Source organism: Kitasatospora sp. NPDC054939 (assembly GCF_053610105.1).
Window position 1 is genome coordinate 24,802 of sequence record NZ_JBSGXP010000003.1, and the last position, 14,631, is coordinate 39,432.

Annotated in this window: 24 protein-coding genes; 20 read left to right on the forward strand and 4 right to left on the reverse strand. The window is 70.1% G+C overall.

Annotation, left to right across the window (positions count from 1 at the left end):
* Positions 1-17: 17 nt before the first annotated feature.
* The 3 genes from ACWGB8_RS01505 to ACWGB8_RS01515 are packed head-to-tail and all read right to left on the reverse strand — an operon-like array spanning position 18 to position 2,580.
* Entirely contained in the window at positions 18-1,583 is a 1,566-nt protein-coding gene (locus ACWGB8_RS01505) for a recombinase family protein (RefSeq protein WP_452209107.1), read from the reverse strand.
* Positions 1,584-1,599: 16 nt separating this feature from the next.
* A complete protein-coding gene (locus ACWGB8_RS01510; RefSeq protein WP_452209109.1) occupies positions 1,600-2,136 on the reverse strand; it encodes a hypothetical protein in 537 nt (178 codons plus the stop codon).
* 12 nt (positions 2,137-2,148) lie between these two features.
* A complete protein-coding gene (locus ACWGB8_RS01515) occupies positions 2,149-2,580 on the reverse strand; it encodes a helix-turn-helix domain-containing protein (protein WP_452209111.1) in 432 nt (143 codons plus the stop codon).
* A 238-nt stretch (positions 2,581-2,818) separates the two neighbouring features.
* Here ACWGB8_RS01515 and ACWGB8_RS01520 point away from each other — a divergent pair, with 238 nt between their 5' ends.
* The 19 genes from ACWGB8_RS01520 to ACWGB8_RS01610 all read left to right on the forward strand — a co-directional run bounded on the left by ACWGB8_RS01520 (position 2,819) and on the right by ACWGB8_RS01610 (position 13,037).
* Positions 2,819-3,037: a helix-turn-helix domain-containing protein gene (locus tag ACWGB8_RS01520; protein WP_452209113.1), complete on the forward strand. Its 219-nt coding sequence runs from the start codon at positions 2,819-2,821 to the stop codon at positions 3,035-3,037.
* Complete coding sequence (locus ACWGB8_RS01525) at positions 3,034-3,231, forward strand: hypothetical protein (protein WP_452209115.1); 198 nt, start codon at positions 3,034-3,036, stop codon at positions 3,229-3,231. Before ACWGB8_RS01520 ends, ACWGB8_RS01525 begins: the two co-directional genes overlap by 4 nt.
* An 86-nt stretch (positions 3,232-3,317) precedes the next feature.
* Positions 3,318-3,776 (forward strand): hypothetical protein, encoded by a 459-nt coding sequence (locus tag ACWGB8_RS01530; RefSeq protein ID WP_452209117.1) that lies wholly within the window; start codon positions 3,318-3,320, stop codon positions 3,774-3,776.
* Complete coding sequence (locus ACWGB8_RS01535; protein WP_452209118.1) at positions 3,773-3,952, forward strand: hypothetical protein; 180 nt, start codon at positions 3,773-3,775, stop codon at positions 3,950-3,952. Before ACWGB8_RS01530 ends, ACWGB8_RS01535 begins: the two co-directional genes overlap by 4 nt.
* Positions 3,949-4,827 (forward strand): hypothetical protein, encoded by an 879-nt coding sequence (locus ACWGB8_RS01540; RefSeq protein WP_452209120.1) that lies wholly within the window; start codon positions 3,949-3,951, stop codon positions 4,825-4,827. The genes ACWGB8_RS01535 and ACWGB8_RS01540 overlap by 4 nt, the downstream gene beginning before the upstream one ends.
* The gene (locus ACWGB8_RS01545; RefSeq protein ID WP_452209122.1) at positions 4,827-5,909 is read left to right on the forward strand and encodes a recombination directionality factor; all 1,083 of its coding nucleotides are present in this window, start codon (positions 4,827-4,829) and stop codon (positions 5,907-5,909) included. Before ACWGB8_RS01540 ends, ACWGB8_RS01545 begins: the two co-directional genes overlap by 1 nt.
* An 82-nt stretch (positions 5,910-5,991) precedes the next feature.
* On the forward strand, positions 5,992-6,825 hold the full coding sequence (locus tag ACWGB8_RS01550) for an exonuclease domain-containing protein (RefSeq protein ID WP_452209124.1): 834 nt from the start codon (positions 5,992-5,994) through the stop codon (positions 6,823-6,825).
* A complete protein-coding gene (locus ACWGB8_RS01555) occupies positions 6,822-7,079 on the forward strand; it encodes a response regulator transcription factor (protein WP_452209126.1) in 258 nt (85 codons plus the stop codon). Before ACWGB8_RS01550 ends, ACWGB8_RS01555 begins: the two co-directional genes overlap by 4 nt.
* Positions 7,069-7,527: a hypothetical protein gene (locus ACWGB8_RS01560; protein WP_452209128.1), complete on the forward strand. Its 459-nt coding sequence runs from the start codon at positions 7,069-7,071 to the stop codon at positions 7,525-7,527. The genes ACWGB8_RS01555 and ACWGB8_RS01560 overlap by 11 nt, the downstream gene beginning before the upstream one ends.
* Positions 7,524-7,655 (forward strand): hypothetical protein, encoded by a 132-nt coding sequence (locus tag ACWGB8_RS01565; protein ID WP_452209130.1) that lies wholly within the window; start codon positions 7,524-7,526, stop codon positions 7,653-7,655. Before ACWGB8_RS01560 ends, ACWGB8_RS01565 begins: the two co-directional genes overlap by 4 nt.
* Positions 7,648-8,160, forward strand: coding sequence for a RusA family crossover junction endodeoxyribonuclease (locus ACWGB8_RS01570; protein WP_452209131.1), 513 nt, complete (start codon positions 7,648-7,650; stop codon positions 8,158-8,160). Before ACWGB8_RS01565 ends, ACWGB8_RS01570 begins: the two co-directional genes overlap by 8 nt.
* Positions 8,160-8,327 carry a hypothetical protein gene (locus tag ACWGB8_RS01575; RefSeq protein ID WP_452209133.1) on the forward strand — a complete coding sequence of 56 codons (168 nt, stop codon included), beginning with the start codon at positions 8,160-8,162 and terminating at the stop codon, positions 8,325-8,327. The genes ACWGB8_RS01570 and ACWGB8_RS01575 overlap by 1 nt, the downstream gene beginning before the upstream one ends.
* Complete coding sequence (locus tag ACWGB8_RS01580) at positions 8,324-8,593, forward strand: WhiB family transcriptional regulator (protein ID WP_452209135.1); 270 nt, start codon at positions 8,324-8,326, stop codon at positions 8,591-8,593. Before ACWGB8_RS01575 ends, ACWGB8_RS01580 begins: the two co-directional genes overlap by 4 nt.
* Positions 8,594-8,629: 36 nt before the next feature.
* Positions 8,630-9,121, forward strand: a complete 492-nt coding sequence (locus ACWGB8_RS01585) for a single-stranded DNA-binding protein (protein ID WP_452209136.1) — start codon at positions 8,630-8,632, stop codon at positions 9,119-9,121.
* Between the two features lie 54 nt (positions 9,122-9,175).
* The gene (locus ACWGB8_RS01590) at positions 9,176-9,979 is read left to right on the forward strand and encodes a hypothetical protein (protein WP_452209138.1); all 804 of its coding nucleotides are present in this window, start codon (positions 9,176-9,178) and stop codon (positions 9,977-9,979) included.
* A gap of 12 nt (positions 9,980-9,991) precedes the next feature.
* Positions 9,992-10,975: a hypothetical protein gene (locus ACWGB8_RS01595; RefSeq protein WP_452209140.1), complete on the forward strand. Its 984-nt coding sequence runs from the start codon at positions 9,992-9,994 to the stop codon at positions 10,973-10,975.
* Entirely contained in the window at positions 10,975-12,291 is a 1,317-nt protein-coding gene (locus ACWGB8_RS01600; RefSeq protein WP_452209142.1) for an AAA family ATPase, read from the forward strand. Before ACWGB8_RS01595 ends, ACWGB8_RS01600 begins: the two co-directional genes overlap by 1 nt.
* A complete protein-coding gene (locus ACWGB8_RS01605; protein ID WP_452209144.1) occupies positions 12,288-12,473 on the forward strand; it encodes a hypothetical protein in 186 nt (61 codons plus the stop codon). Before ACWGB8_RS01600 ends, ACWGB8_RS01605 begins: the two co-directional genes overlap by 4 nt.
* 300 nt (positions 12,474-12,773) lie before the next feature.
* Positions 12,774-13,037 carry an FDXHR family putative zinc-binding protein gene (locus tag ACWGB8_RS01610; RefSeq protein WP_452209384.1) on the forward strand — a complete coding sequence of 88 codons (264 nt, stop codon included), beginning with the start codon at positions 12,774-12,776 and terminating at the stop codon, positions 13,035-13,037.
* Between the two features lie 837 nt (positions 13,038-13,874).
* Here ACWGB8_RS01610 and ACWGB8_RS01615 read toward each other — a convergent pair.
* On the reverse strand, positions 13,875-14,120 hold the full coding sequence (locus ACWGB8_RS01615) for a hypothetical protein (RefSeq protein WP_452209146.1): 246 nt from the start codon (positions 14,118-14,120) through the stop codon (positions 13,875-13,877).
* Between the two features lie 165 nt (positions 14,121-14,285).
* Here ACWGB8_RS01615 and ACWGB8_RS01620 point away from each other — a divergent pair, with 165 nt between their 5' ends.
* Complete coding sequence (locus ACWGB8_RS01620; RefSeq protein WP_452209147.1) at positions 14,286-14,615, forward strand: hypothetical protein; 330 nt, start codon at positions 14,286-14,288, stop codon at positions 14,613-14,615.
* Positions 14,616-14,631: the final 16 nt, after the last annotated feature.

Genomic DNA, 14,631 nt, shown 5'->3' on the forward strand with positions numbered 1-14,631 from the left:
GGATCAGTCCGTCGGCATCATGCCTGGTCAACGACCGCGTCATCCGCCCACGTCGGGACGACGACAACCTCCCGATCCGCGGTAACGAGGATCTCACGGATGACCTTGCACAGCAGGGCGTTGAGGTGCTCGACAGGCAGAGAATCCCATTCCTCCAGGAGCCCCAGCGCCACGGCCGGAGCAGCGTCGCGCGCGGTCGTCTTCTTCGAGGCCACCGCGCCGGCGTTCGTCAGTTCCGCGAGTTGGGCGGCGGCTTCGGCCTTCTCCTTCCGCAGCTGCGCCAGGGTCGCCTTGTACTCCGCTTCGAGAGTCCCGTCCTCCTCCTCATCGAGTAGGGCGTACGCGCGCATGTGCCGGATAGCAGCCCGCTCCAGCTTCTCGATCTTCTGGACGAGAGCTTCCCTACCGGCGCCCTCTGACGGCGCCAGCACGCCGTGGCCTGTGGGCTGCCTGTCTGCCTCCTCGTTGATCTCGTCGACAACCTGCTGGAGCCACTGCCTCACGCCAGTCTCAAGCTTCGGATAGGGGAGGTTGACTCCGGGGCACCATTCGGTGCCCCGCCTGCGCCTGGTGTTGCAACGAACGTAGGAGTAGATGCCGATGTCCTGCTTGACGACAACCCCCCGGCAAAGGGCACACCTGGCGAGGCGGGAGAACGGCGACCTCGGACGGCGGGCACGGGGCGGCGTCGCCTTGATCACCTCGCGCCGTTCGAGGTACTGCTCCCAGAGGCCGTCGGAGATGATGGGCGGCAGGACGCTCTCGTCGTAGACCTTCACGAGTTCGTGGTTGGGGCAGTTGCCCAGGTAGGGCTCGCACTGGCAGTCCTTGGAGTGCACCCGCAGCCGGGCGGCGGCGAATCCCGAGTCCATGTAGTTCCGGAGGGTCTCGTCCCACCACGGCATGTCCCGGGTCGTCAGCAGGTTCGCGTCGTTGAGACTCTTGGCGAGCAGGCGGAACCCGGTCCCGTCGACGTACCGCTGGTACAGCTCTGCCAGTGCCGGCGCGGTGGCCGGGTCGAGTTCATAGTGCTCGCGCTGCAGCAGGAAGGTGCCGTCAGGCTGCGGGATCTTGCGGGGGTGCCAGATATAGCCGAAGCGCTTGCCGCCCCCGGAGGGGAGGCCCTGCTTCCTTCGCCACTCGTGGGTCTCCTTCCACTGCTCGCCGGCGCGGTCGCTTTCGAAGGCCGCGAGCTCCAGGAGCATCCCGCGCTGAAAGCGGCCGATGGCGGTCCGGGCGTCGACTTCTTCGGTGGCGGAGGCGAGTTGGCCGCCTGCTCGTTCGAGGCGTTCGAGGTTGACGGCGTTGCCGTGGCGCTGGCGGCCGAAGCGGTTGTACTTCCAGGCGGCGATCTCTTTGGCGGTGCCGTCTTCGATGTAGCCGATCGCCTTCATGATCTTCCGGCGGAAGTTGCGGCCGGTGGCGTCGAGGTCAACGACCCAGTGGACGATCCGGCGTCGGCGGCGCTCGGCCCAGGCTTCGATCGAGGCGCGCTGCAGCTCCGGGGAGATCATCTCCTCGCGGGCGGTGCTGACGCGGATGTACCCGATCGCGGGTACGAAGTCGTCGTCGATGTCAGGCAATGGTCCCCCAGGAGGGCTAGGACGAGTGTCCGCTGCCTACGGTCGACTCGGAGCCTGCGGGCGGGGTGGGCAGCGGGATGACGGTGGCCATGCGGCCGGTGTGCGGGCCGGCCGCGGCGTCGGCGATGGTGCGCTGCCCGTGCGCGAGGCCGATGAAGTAGCCCTCCTGCTTGACGGCGGTGCGGCTGGCTTCGAACTCGGCCTGCAGAGCTTCGCGTTCGGCGGCGAGCCGTTGCGCGATGCGCGCTTCGAGCGCGGCGGCTTCGCGGCAGAGGCGTTCGGCGTCCGCGTCGACGATGGCGCGGGCCGCGATAGAGCGCATGTACAGGCTGTCGGCTCGCTGCTTGGCTTCGTGGAGCTGCCGGCGTTCGAGCTCAGTGTTGGTGACGGCGGCACAGACGGTGTGGGTGACTGCGGCGGCGAGGCCGATGACGACGAGGGTGAGGCCGATCAGCGCGGTGAGGGGGTCGTGCCGGATGGCGGCGACCCCGGTGATGGCTATGCCGGTGGGCAGCGCTATGCCGGCCAGTGCTGCGGTGGTCCTCGCTGTCATGCATCCTCCCCGCTATTGGGCTACTGCATCACCGTCACCCTCGTCGGCGGCTCGCAGGTGGCGGCGGTTGCGTTCGGCCAGGTCCCTCATGAACAGTGCGCGTTCGGTGGGGTCGGTGAGGCCGAGTTCGTCTGCTGCCTGCGCGGGGGTGATGGGCTGAAATCGTACGCCTGGGACCTGTCCGAGTGTCAGTGATGCGGCGGAAATGATTCCACTATCAACAAGCATTTGAGTGACGGGCACGCCGACTGCGTCGGCGATCGGCTCGAAGTACTCGGGGCTGGGTAGGGCTGCGCCGCCGAGCCAGCGTCCGACTGAGCTGGGGGACACACCGACGGCGGCGGCGAGGGCCTGGCGTCCGCCGCCTCGCTGTCGGTCGATGTCAAGGCCGGCGGCGCGCATGGCGTCGGCGAGCCATGCTGCGTACTTCTCTGCAAGCGTCATGTAAGTGTCACCTCTCCGGGCGTGAGGATAGCGGGCTTGCTGCCCGGTCCGGCAGTAGTTCCGTTTCTGGAATATACGACGTGGTCTGGATCCGGTCACGGGCACCCGGGGGGCGCATCGGAGCACTCCACAACTTCCACATGTGGCAACACTTGCGGATCCGGCATCACGGGTCTAGCTTTACTTCCACATCCGGCAGTAGTGCCGAACACGGAAGCATTCTGCTTTGGGAGATCCCGTGCGACTGAACGTCGAGTACTTCCTCAACGCAGCAGCTCAGGCCGGGGACGACACCGCGTACAAGATTGCCGGACGCCTCGGCGTCAGCCAGTCGACCATGTCCCGACTGCTCAACGAACAGTGCAGCCCGAGCGCGCGAACCCAGGCGAAGATTCGCCTCGCATACAGCGTGACGCTTGACGAACTCATGACCTGCGACCACCAGGCCGCGGCATGACCAGCCGAGCCGCAGCCATCGCCGACGCCGGCCGGATCCTCGCTCAGGCCCGCCGGGAGCGTGACGCCCTGACGCCCCGCGCCGCCGCCGAGGCGGCCTGGTACCCGGGTCACCGGCTCCAGAGCGTCGACGCGATCGAGGAGCTCATCGTCCGCCAGCGGGCGGCCGTGGCTGCCCGCGCACTCGCTGCGTAGTACCCGCGGGCCGGGGCTGCCGATGGAGGCCAGTCCACCGGAGCCCCTACGGCCCAACCACCCACCAATCACAGGAGGCATAGGCCATGACAGCTGAGCTTACCTTCCCCTCCCCCACCCAAAACCCCCAGGACAGAGCCCTGGAACTCCTCCAGCGGTTCCTCCAGCACCCCGGCCTCGCCCGGATGCGCTGGTCGATCGGCGAGGACGGCAGCCTGACCGGCTACCTGACCGGCCACGACCTGCGCTGGGAGGCCTCCGTCTACGCCGCGGTCCTCTCCGTCACCCCGCTGCCGCCGCTGTCGTACAGCAACGACGGCCACCGGCGCGTCTCTCAGCACGTCGCCACCACCGTCGACGGGCTCTCGGTCAACCTGTCGTTCCTCTCGGACCTCGCCGCGTATCCCGAGCTGCTCGAAGCGGCGGAGTGCGAGTTCGCCGCCAAGTTCATCCAGGTGCACGACGACATGTGGTGCTGGTCGTCGCAGACGTGGCTGGAGTACCGGGCCGGCCTGGACCGGGTGCGGTTGGAGGCGGCGGCGTGAGCGCGGAACAGTGGGAGCTGTTGATCGTCGCGGCCGGTACGGCGCTGATCGTGGTCATGGTCGGGGTGTACCTGCGCCGCCTGAGTGAGCACCTGGCGCACTGCTGCACCGGCCAGTGCCCGAAGTCCAGGTCTCAGGCGCGGCTGCCCCGGCAGCGGACCGGCGGTGAATCGTGACCGCCAAGACCTCCCGGGCGAAGACTCCCCCGGTCGGCCCGGACCGTATCCCGAAGCCGTCCCAGGGCTGGTACCGCGACCCCGTCACCGGGGACAAGCTCCGTCGGGTCACCACCATCCTCGACCAGGGATGCCCGAACCCGGCCCTCATGTTCTGGGCGGCGAACTTCACCGCGCAGACCGCGATCGACAGCCTCCCGCAGTTGATCGCCTCGTCCCGGACCAGCACCGAGCGCTCCGAGTCGTACGACTGGCTCCGCAAGGCGCACATCAGGCGCAAGGACGAGCGCGCCGAGGTCGGCAAAGCGGTCCACCGCCTGATCGAGTCGAAGATCCTCGGCAACCCCGTGCCCGCCGAGCTGCTCGACGATCCCGAGTTGGCGCCGTTCGTGGCGCATTTCCTCCGGTTCGTCGCCGAGTGGGAGATCGAGTTCGAGGCGTCCGAGATGGTGGTTGGCAACCCGGAGCAGGGATACGCCGGCATGCTCGACTACCTCTTCTACAGCCGCCTCATCGCCCGGCTCCTGCGTGTCCCCCCGCGGACCCTGTTCGCCGGCGACACGAAGACCGGCGGCGAGCTCGGCGTGAAGGGCGTGTACGACAAGGCGGCGCTGCAGATGGGCGCCTACCGCGGGGCGACGGTCTGCTGGATGCGGGACGGCTCCCGGCTGGCGATGCCGAAGGTCCACTCGACGGGGATCGTGCTGCACCTGCGCCCGGAGGGCTACCAGGTGTTCCCGGTCGAGTGCGGGGACGAGGTGTTCGCGAGGTTCCTCACCGCGCGGGACATGGCCGCCTGGACGTCGGGCCTGTCGAAGAAGGTCATCGGCGAGCCGCTGGAGCTCCCGACCGTATCCCTGAGAGAGGCAGCCTGATGGCCGGACGAATCCTGACCATGCAGCGGCAGGCCCGCGAGCTCGGCCGGCTGCGCTCCGGGCTGACCAACGGAACCAACCCCGTCAGGTCGGACACGTGGATCGTCACGTCGCACGCGCCGCACTACCTGGAAGCCGCCGCGAAGCTGTGGGGCGGCAAGGTCGAGGCATGGCAGCCGCTCGGCTCCGGCCCCCAGCAGTGGCGGGTCATCACCAAGGCGAAGAGCATCGACGCGATCCTGCCGCCGGGTGACCCGCTGTCGCAAGCGAACGAGATGTGGTCGAAGGGCGGGTGCGCGCGGCGCTGCGACGGCGTCACCGAGCAGCTGTCTGACCGCCCGTGCCTGTGCCTGGCACGGCACGGGGACACGTGGTTCGAGCAGCGCAAGGGCACGGTGTGCGCGCCGACGACCCGGCTGAACGTGATGCTGCCCGACCTGCCGGACCTCGGCGTGTGGCGGATGGAGACCCACGGCTACTACGCGGCGAACGAGATCGCCGGGCAGGTGGACATGCTGCTCTCTGCCACGGGCGGCCGGGCACTGGTGCCGGTGTCACTGCGGATCGAGCCGCGGCAGCGGGTGGCGAACGGCCAGACGAAGAAGTTCCCGGTGATCGTCGTCGAGGTACGAGGAATGACGGCACGACAGGCGCTAGCGGGGGAAGTCCCGCAGATCGCCGTCGAGTCGCCCGGCGCCGCCCAGCAGCGGACTGCGATCGAGGCCAGGCCGGCTGACCAGCGTTCGGGGCCGTCGAAGGACTTCGTGGTGCTCGCCCGGGCGGCCCGCAGCGCTGAGGCGGTTGCCGCTCTGATCGCGGAGGCGGCTGGCGAGGGCGCCCCCGAGGAGTTTCTGGCGCAGCTTCGCGTGATCGAGGAGGCGAAGGCGGAGGTCATCGTCCCGGAGATCGTGGACGACTCCGACCCGATGGAGGTCTGGCAGCAGATCCTCGCTGCGGCCGGTACGCGGGGCTGGTCGATGGACCACACCGAGACGGCGTTCGCCGAGTTCTCCGGCGGCACGATGGCCGGCTCTGCCAGCGCGGGCGAGCTCCGCAAGTTCCTGACGCACCTGCGCAGCTAGCCGCAGGACGGCCGGGGCCGCACCCGCCCGAATCGGGTGCGGCCCCCGCCCCCCATCATCCACCCCCTGAAAGGAGGACCCCGTGAAGCCCTGGCACTTGCACCGCATGGCCGCCATTGACTTCGAGGCCGGAGGCAAGGACCCCCATCTCGCCCCCGCCGTGTCCTGCGCCCTCATCCACCTCGGCGGCGGCCTGCCCACCGAACGGGCGACGTGGCTCATCAACCCTGGCGTTGCCCAGGACCCGGGGGCCATCGCCGTTCACGGCCTCACCGACGAGTACCTAGCCGTCCACGGGCAGGACCCGAGGCAGGCCCTCACCGAGATCGCTCAGGCCGTCGCCGAGGCCGTCGGCACCGGTATCCCCCTCGTCGGCCACAACCTCGGCTCGTACGACCTGAACCTCCTCAACGCCGAGATGAACCGCCACCTCAGCGCCACCCTGGAGGACGCCACCGGCCCCATCACCCGGGTCATCGACACCCTCGTCCTCGACAAGCACGCCGCCCCGTACCGGCGCCGGGTGTCGGACACGCAGGGCGCCTACCAGCTGCGGACCACGGTCGAGACGTACGGCCTGCAGTGGGACGAGGAGCAGGCACACGGCGCGGACTACGACGCGCACAGGGCCGCGCAGGCTGCCTGGGTGATGGGCGTAATCGGGCACAAGCCGCCGGGCGAGCGGCCCGCGTGGGTGCAGGGTCTGCGGAACCGCCGGGGGCCGTACGACCGGTTCGACGACCTGGCGTGTGACGTGGACGAGTTGCACCGCCGGCAGGTGCGGTGGGCGGCTGAGGACGCGGTGTCGCTGCAGGAGTGGCTGCGTTCGGAGAAGGCCGGGCCAAAGCGGGATCCGCAGGCGGTGGTGGACGGCCGGTGGCCGCTGCGCCCTTTGCCGGTGGGGGTGGCGTCGTGAGCCCCCAGCCTGTCGCGGCCGACCTGGTTCTCACGGACGAGCAGCTCGCGGTTCTGCTCGGGTTCGCGCGTGGTCTGGCGCCTGGCCAGGTCGCTGAGCAGCTCGGGGTCAGCGTGCACGACGTCCGTGCCCACCTCAAGCGGATCTTCAAGGCGCTGGACGTCACGAACGCTGCCCACGCCGTCGGCGTTGCCTCGGCCCTCGGTCTCATCACCCCCGCCGCGATCCTCCAGGGAGGCCCCCATGTTCGGTAGACAGCGCCGCGAGAACGTCCGACTCCAGCAGCAGGTCGCCGACCTGTCCGCCCGACTCGTCCGCCTCAACGTCGCGCTCGGCGCCGCCACCACCGAGGGCCGCATGCACTTCGCCCTCGCCGAACGCGTCAGCAACGACCGGGTCGCCCAGGCCAAGGAGCTCACCGCCTCCCGGCTGGGTCACGCTGCCAGCCTCGTCCGGGAAGGCACCTGGTCGTCGGAGGCCGTCGACCATGCCGAGCGTCTCGCCCGCGCCCTGCGGGCCTGCGCCCGCTACCGCGCCGAGAACGCCCAGTTGCGGCCCCTCGCCGAACAGACCCGCCGGCTGGAACGCGAGAACCGGCAGCTCCACGAACTCCTCGTGCAGCTTCAGGACCGGATCGACGTCTACCAGCGCACCTCCGAGGAACGCGACTGGCAGCCCGTCCCCGCGACCGCCGCCACGTGATCCGCGACCTCATCACGCAGATCACCTACGACCAGGTATGGGACGGCGTCGCCGTCCTCGTCCTCACCGCCCTGGCGATCGCCCTCATCGTCCTGTCGTACACCGCCTGGAGAGCCCGCAATGACTGACCTCCTCACTCCCCCGATCCTCACCCATATCCACCCGGCCACAGCCGAGGTCGTGATCACCGTCCACGGCGCTCCCGCCCCGCAAGGCTCGAAGAAGCATGTCGGCAACGGGATCATGAAGGAGATGTCCGACAAGCTGAAGCCCTGGCGCCAGGACGTCAAGGCCGCGGCTCTGTCGGTCGTCTCGCAGATCCCCGGCTGGACCCCCCTGGACGGGCCGCTCGGCGCCAGCGTCGTCTTCACCGTCCGTGAGCAGCCTGTCAGCCGTCCGACGTGGTGGCCCTCCGGCCGTCCGTGGTCCAAGTCCATGCGCTGGCGGCCCGCTTCCACGCCCGACCTGTCGAAGCTGCTGCGCTCCACCGAGGACGCCCTGACGGGCGTGGTGTGGAAGGACGACGCCCGGGTCGCCGAGTACGTGCGTCTCGCCAAGTACTACGCCGGCGATCCCGCCGAGGACGTCCTGCCGTTCGGCAGCGGTGCCGTGATCCGGGTGTGGAGGCTCTGATGATCGAGTTCCTCGCCGGAGTGGGAGCCGTCTACTGCGTCGCGCTGCTCAGCGCCATGTGTGCCTTGACCTGGGCGGCCGTATCCCACCGGTGGCGTCGTCGCCAGGCTCGCCGCGAAGCCTTCCGTGACATTGATCGTCTCCTGAAGAAGGAGGCCCGCCGATGAACCGCGGCGAAGCCCGGCTTCCCTGCCAGGACGATCCGGACCTGTTCTTCCCGATCTCGTACACCGGCTTCGGGCTGGTCCAGGTCGAGGAGGCGAAGGGCGTCTGCAAGGGCTGCCCCATCAAGGCCGCATGCCTTGAGGACATCCTCCAGCACGAGGGCAGCAAGTCTGCCCGGGACCGGAGCGGTGTCTGGGGCGGCACCACCCCCGGCGAACGCCACAAGATCTACCGCGGGCGCGCCGACCGGTTCACCGAAGCCGCATAGCCCCCCTCCCCCAAGACCACCAAGGAGTCCAGCCTGATGGCAGGCGAGACCTTCATCACCCTCGTCGGCAACCTCGTCGACGACGTGGATTTGCGCTTCACCCCGTCGGGTGCGGCGGTCGCGAAGTTCCGCATCGCGTCCACCCCCCGCACCTTCGACCGCCAGACCAACGAGTGGAAGGACGGCGAGAGCCTCTTCCTCACGTGCAACGTCTGGCGGCAGCCCGCCGAGCACGTCGCCGAATCCCTCACCAAGGGCATGCGCGTCATCGTGCAGGGCCGACTGCGCCAGCGCTCGTACGAGACCAAGGAAGGCGAGAAGCGCACCGTCTTCGAGGTCGAGGTCGACGAGGTCGGCCCGTCCCTCCGCTCGGCCACCGCCAAGGTGACCCGCACCCAGAACGCGGGGAACAGCGGCGGACAGCAGCGCCAGCAGCAGAGCAGCGACCCGTGGGCCGCCCAGCAGCAGTCCGGGCCGCCCGCGAACAGCGGCTGGGGCAGTGCGCCCGCCAACGAGCCCCCCTTCTAACCGCAAGAGCAGCGCCCAGGTCCACCCCGCACCACGCCGCACGGAGGCCCGCCAGTGACCGCACACCCCCGCACCGCAGCCGTCACTGGCGCGCGCCACCGCGGCCAGTACTACGCCCAACGGCAGCGCGCCATCGCCTACGGCCGCTGGCAGCGCAAGGTCGCCGCCCAGCCCGTCCGCAACCACATCGTCGCCCTGCACGCCGCCGGCATGACACACGCCCAGATCGCCGCCCAGGCCGGCCTACCCGAGTGGCGCATCAAGCAAGTCCGGTACCGCACCTTGGCCACAATCAGCGCAGACACCGCCACCGCCATCCGCGGCATCCGCATCCACCGCGCCCTCGCCGACCCCGGCACCGCCCCCGTACCCGCCATCGGCAGCACCCGCCGCCTCCAAGCCCTCACGGCCGCCGGCTGGCCACTGCGCACCATCAACGCCCGGCAGCGGATCTGCGATACCGGCTATCTGCGGGCCATCCTCCACGGGCGGGTCCCCCGCGTCAGTGCCCGACTTTCTGCCCGCATCGCCGTCGCCTACGACCAGTTGTGGGACCAGAACCCCGCCGACCACGGCGCCCGCGGCTACGACATCCACACCGCCCACCGCATGGCCGCAGACCACCGCTGGGCCCCGCCCATGGCCTGGGACGACGACGAGATCGACGACCCGGACGCCGTCGCGGACTGGACCGGCCGCTGCGGCTCCACGGGTGGCTACTACGACCACACCGTCCTCGGCACACCCACCTGCCAGCCCTGCCGGGACGCCGTCGCCGTCGCCGCAGCCGACCGCAAACTCCGGCGCCGCCAACGCGCCACCGCCCCCGAACCGACTCCATCGCCCGCCACTTCCTGATCGGACACCACCATGGCACGCGGTCACGGCCGAATCCTCACCCGGATCTGGGACGACCCCGAGTTCACCGCGCTCACGGCCGAGCTGCAGCGTCTCTACCTGTTCCTCATCTCGCAGCCCAACCTGAACCACGCCGGCCTACTGCCGCTCACGTTGAAGCGGTGGAGCGCCAAGGCGATCGGCCTGTCCTCAGAGGGCCTTCGCGGGCAGCTTGCCGGCCTTGCCGAGCGGCGGTTCGTCGTCGTCGACGAGGACACCGAGGAACTGCTGGTCCGATCGTTCGTCCGAAACGACGGGGTGTGGAAGCAGCCGCAGATCATGGGCGCGATGGTCTCCGGTGCGCTGGAGATCTCATCGAGGCGGCTTCGATGGGCACTGCTCGATGAGGTGAGCCGCATTCCTCTGGACCAGTTGAGCGACGAGCCCGGCCGCAAGGGGCTGTCCCCTCGGCAGGAGGTGTCGGGGCACATCGAGGTGCTGCGGAAGGCGTTTGGTGACCTGGGACCGCGACCGCCCGCGGGCCGGGTTCCCGAAGGGGTGCCGCAGGGGGTTGCGGAACCCCTCCCGGAAGGGGTTGGCGAAGGCTCAACGCGCGCGCGCGGGCGTTTTCCCCTTCCCCTACCCCAATCCCCTTCTTTCTTCGTTGCGGATGTCGTCGACATCCGGTCCGCCCGGCAGAGCCGGCCGGACGTGGAGGAAGCCTGCGCGCTCCTTGTCGAGCTGATCGTGCGGAACGGCACGAAGCGTCCGGCCATCACCCAGCGATGGCGGGACGCCGCCCGCCTCATGATCGACAAGGACGGTATCGCCCTCAACGACGTCCTCGACATCATCCGCTGGTCCCAGGCCGACGAGTTCTGGCGCGCCAACATCCTCGCCATGCCGACCCTGCGCAAGCAGTACCCCAAGCTCCGCCTGCGCGCCGACTCCGAACGCCGGCGCAATCAGGCACACGCCACCAGCCACCAGTCCCACGCAGACGAAGGCGTCTTCTGATGACCACAAACGACGACACGCCGATCACCCGCATGGAGCCCCACGACCTGCCCGCCGAACAGGCCCTCATCGGAGAGATCGTCCTCAGCCGCAGCCCCCGGCACGCGCTGCGCGAACTCACCATCACCAGCAGCGACTACTACCGGCTCGGCCACCAGCTCATTCACCAGGCCATCCTCGCGATAGCCGACGGCGGCGACCCGATCGACCCGTTCACCGTCAACGCCGCACTCCAGGCCCGCGGAGACCTCGCCCGATGCGGCGGCCCCGACTACATCAACACATGCATCGACGCTGCCCTGCACGGGGCGAGCCTTGCCTGGCTCGACGAGCGGATCCGAGACCTTGCAGTACGCCGCGAACTCATCCACGCCGGCACCGAGATCCGCGAACTCGGGTTCACGCCCGAAGGCAACGCGCGGGCCAGCGACCTCGCCGAACACGCCGTCAACCGCATCCGGGAAGTCCGCGACGCCGGGCGGGCAGCCGAGGACTCCCCCGTGCAGGACATCCACGAGTTCCTCGCCGGCGACGACCCCGAACACGACTGGACGCTGCCCGGCTACCTGGAACGCACCGACCGCATCGTGTGGACCGCCGGGGAAGGCGGAGGCAAATCGGTTCTGCAACGGCAGCTCGGCGTCACCGCCGCGGCCGGCCTGCTGCCGTTCGGCGACCACAACCCGTGCGGCGCACAAAAGGTGCTGATCCTGGACTGCGAGAACTCCCACCGCCAGTCCCGCCGGCACTACCGGACCCTGGTCCAGGTCGCCGAGCAGCTCGGCGCGCCGGTCAAGCGCGGGCAGCTGCACATCGACCTGCGGCCGCAAGGCGTCGACCTGACGCGGGCCGACGGGCGGGCGTGGCTGATGCGCCGGGTCGAGGCCGTGATGCCGGACCTGCTGATCGTCGGGCCGATCTACCGGTTGCACAACGGCGACCCGAACTCGGAGGAACTCGCCCGCAAGATCACAGTCGTTCTCGACGAAGCCCGCGCCACCGCCGGCTGCGCCCTGTCGATGGAAGCCCACTCCCCGCAGGGCGGGCCGATGGGCCCCCGCACCCTCCGCCCCGTCGGCAGCTCGCTGTGGCTGCGCTGGCCCGAGTTCGGCCTCGGACTGCGGCCCGTCGAAGACAAGCGCTCCGCCCACGACGACCGCGCCCGCCGCGTCCTGCCCTGGCGCGGCGCCCGCGACGAGCGGGCCTGGCCCCGCTACGTGTGCCAGGGCCCGGTCGGCGGATGGCCGTGGCGCACGTACACGCCGATCGACGCCGACCCGTACACCGGCTACTCGCAGTCAGGAGCCCTCGCATGACGTTGCACGAGCACTGCCCCACCTGCCTGGCCGAGGCCGGGTGCGCCGGCCAGGACGACGACGGGGCGCGGGTGACCGCTTGGTGGCGCTGCCCGCGGTGCGGTCGCGGGTGGACGACGCAGTACCTGAGCTCCGCGTACGGGGACCAGGACGAGCTGGAGGACGGCGACGGTGCCTGGTGACCGTGGGGCCCGGAGGATGCGCCGCGACCCGATACCTGCCGCTGTGGTGGCGGTGATCGCGGCGGTGATCGAGGAGCACCCGTGCTCGAAGCCGTGGCGGCAGGCGGAGTTGGTGGTGGCGGAGTTGCGGGCGCAGGGCTGGTCGATTCGGCCGCCACACGATGCCGAACTGCGGCAGGCGGGCGTAGGCCGCGTTTCGGGGGCTGGTTGGACCGATGGCCCGGGGTCGGGCTGCGAAGCGGTTCTAGGCGAAACGGCGAACGCGGGAAGGGGTATCCAGTGAGCGGGGGCGAGGTGCGGGTGCCGCGGGATGCGATCTGGCACGGGTGTGGGGCGTGGTGGACGGGGCGGGAGCGGGGGCACTGCGGGGGGTGTCACCTGACGTTCAGTTCGCGGACGGCCTTTGATCGTCACCGGCGCCGGTTCCGGTGTGTGGAGCCGTCGAGGGCGGGGCTGGTGGGGCGGCCGGCGGCGTGGGGTGTGCTGTGGGGGTTGCCGGAGGCGTTCGATGACCGGTTCGAGCGGATGCTGGAGCACCTTGACGCCGAGGACGGGGTGTCGTGAGCGGGGCGATCAGGTTGGATCCCGCCCGGCTGTTGGCGGTGGTGGATGCGCGGTGTGCCGAGCTGGGGTGGTCGCGGTCGCGGCTGGCCTGGAGCCTGGGGTCGACGCCGTCGGCGTTCACGCGGATGACGCGGGGTGGGATGCCGGATGCGCATCTGCTGGCGAATCTGTTGGTGTGGTTGGGGTGGGCGCCTGAGTTGGTGCTGGTGGCTGCGGGTGACGGGCCTGCTGTGCCGGCGTGTGGGACGTGCCACGGGGTACCGCCGACCGGATTCTCGTGCATCCGGTGCGGCGCGACGGGGGTGCGGCCGTGACGGCGCGGAACCGGGTCGTGATCGTGACGGGTAGCCGGTCGTTGGCGTCGCCGGCGGCGGTGTTCGGGGCGCTGAACGAGGAAGCACTGGCGGCGTCCGGTGGCCGACTGCTGGTGGCGCACGGGGCGTGTCCGTCGGGTGCGGATGCGTGGGCGTCGGAGTGGGTGCGGCGGGTCGGGCCGCTACGGGCCGAGGAGTTCCCGTACCGGGCGGATTGGGATTCGTGCGGGTGGGAGTGTCCGTCGGGTCCGCATCGGGTGCTGCGCCGGCCTGGCGATGCGCATCACCCGGGGTCTGGTCTGGTGGCGGACTTCTGTCCGGGTGCTGGTCCGCGGCGGAATGCGCGGATGGTCGGGGCGGGGGCTGACCGGGTGCTCGCGTTCCCGACGGCGGGGTCGCGGGGGACGTGGAGCTGCGTGCGCCTGGCGCGGGCTGCCGGGATCGACGTTCGGGTGGTGAAGTCGTGAGCGGGCAGCGCGAATGGCCGCGCGGCGTGGGCCGGCGGCTGGCGGGGCGGTGTGGGTCAGTCGGTGGCGGGCTGTTCCTGGTCGGTCTTCGGGGTGGACCAGGGGCCGGCGTCGGGGCGGGTGGGGAGCTTGGCACCGGGGCGTCGCATGTACCAGCGCATGAACTCGCGGATCACGGCTGTACGGGGGCTGCGCCCGTTGGGGTGTACGGCTTTGGTGGCGTCGCCGAAGGGGTCCCATTCGTCTTCTGTGGGGATGCGGATGGCCTTGGGCTTCTCGTAGTCGCTGCTTGTTTTGGGCATGGTGACAGGGTACCGGCGTGTATCTACAAGGGGCAACGGGGCGGGTGGCCCTATGTAGATACAAGACTCCAGCCGAACCCCTTGCTTTGTAGATACAAGACGCGTAGCTTTGTATCTACAAGGAGCGGCGCCAGGCCGAACCAAGTAGCCGATGGGGTTGCCCTCATGAACGCCCGCACCCGCACCGCCCGCCAGACCCTCCGCAACCGGACCCGCGCCAACCAGAAGCGCACCATCGCCACCCACGTCCGCAAGGCCACCACCGACGCCGCCGCCGCCAAGGGCGTCACCGCCGCGCTCCGCAAGACCGCCCGCGAGCTCCGTAAGGCCGGCCTCCTCGGCAAGGTGCAGACCCGCATCGCCCGCGTCACCGCCGACCGCGTCGGCCCTGTCTACCGGTACACCGCCGCGCAGGTCGCCCTCATCGCCGCCACCTACCGGCCCCGCAAGGCCGAGTACAAGGCCGCCGCGCTGCGCCTCACCCTCGCCGCCTGATCTTCCCGTCCGAGCA

What these genes read in the sequence shown, in the direction of transcription:
- ACWGB8_RS01510 (WP_452209109.1), bottom strand. Translation starts at nt 2,136, where the DNA reads ATGACAGCGAGGACCACCGCAGCACTGGCCGGCATAGCGCTGCCCACC.
- ACWGB8_RS01530 (WP_452209117.1), top strand. Translation starts at nt 3,318, where the DNA reads ATGACAGCTGAGCTTACCTTCCCCTCCCCCACCCAAAACCCCCAGGAC.
- ACWGB8_RS01525 (WP_452209115.1), top strand. Translation starts at nt 3,034, where the DNA reads ATGACCAGCCGAGCCGCAGCCATCGCCGACGCCGGCCGGATCCTCGCT.
- ACWGB8_RS01580 (WP_452209135.1), top strand. Translation starts at nt 8,324, where the DNA reads ATGAACCGCGGCGAAGCCCGGCTTCCCTGCCAGGACGATCCGGACCTG.
- ACWGB8_RS01600 (WP_452209142.1), top strand. Translation starts at nt 10,975, where the DNA reads ATGACCACAAACGACGACACGCCGATCACCCGCATGGAGCCCCACGAC.
- ACWGB8_RS01585 (WP_452209136.1), top strand. Translation starts at nt 8,630, where the DNA reads ATGGCAGGCGAGACCTTCATCACCCTCGTCGGCAACCTCGTCGACGAC.
- ACWGB8_RS01515 (WP_452209111.1), bottom strand. Translation starts at nt 2,580, where the DNA reads ATGACGCTTGCAGAGAAGTACGCAGCATGGCTCGCCGACGCCATGCGC.
- ACWGB8_RS01575 (WP_452209133.1), top strand. Translation starts at nt 8,160, where the DNA reads ATGATCGAGTTCCTCGCCGGAGTGGGAGCCGTCTACTGCGTCGCGCTG.
- ACWGB8_RS01595 (WP_452209140.1), top strand. Translation starts at nt 9,992, where the DNA reads ATGGCACGCGGTCACGGCCGAATCCTCACCCGGATCTGGGACGACCCC.
- ACWGB8_RS01615 (WP_452209146.1), bottom strand. Translation starts at nt 14,120, where the DNA reads ATGCCCAAAACAAGCAGCGACTACGAGAAGCCCAAGGCCATCCGCATC.
- ACWGB8_RS01545 (WP_452209122.1), top strand. Translation starts at nt 4,827, where the DNA reads ATGGCCGGACGAATCCTGACCATGCAGCGGCAGGCCCGCGAGCTCGGC.
- ACWGB8_RS01560 (WP_452209128.1), top strand. Translation starts at nt 7,069, where the DNA reads ATGTTCGGTAGACAGCGCCGCGAGAACGTCCGACTCCAGCAGCAGGTC.
- ACWGB8_RS01570 (WP_452209131.1), top strand. Translation starts at nt 7,648, where the DNA reads ATGACTGACCTCCTCACTCCCCCGATCCTCACCCATATCCACCCGGCC.
- ACWGB8_RS01620 (WP_452209147.1), top strand. Translation starts at nt 14,286, where the DNA reads ATGAACGCCCGCACCCGCACCGCCCGCCAGACCCTCCGCAACCGGACC.
- ACWGB8_RS01605 (WP_452209144.1), top strand. Translation starts at nt 12,288, where the DNA reads ATGACGTTGCACGAGCACTGCCCCACCTGCCTGGCCGAGGCCGGGTGC.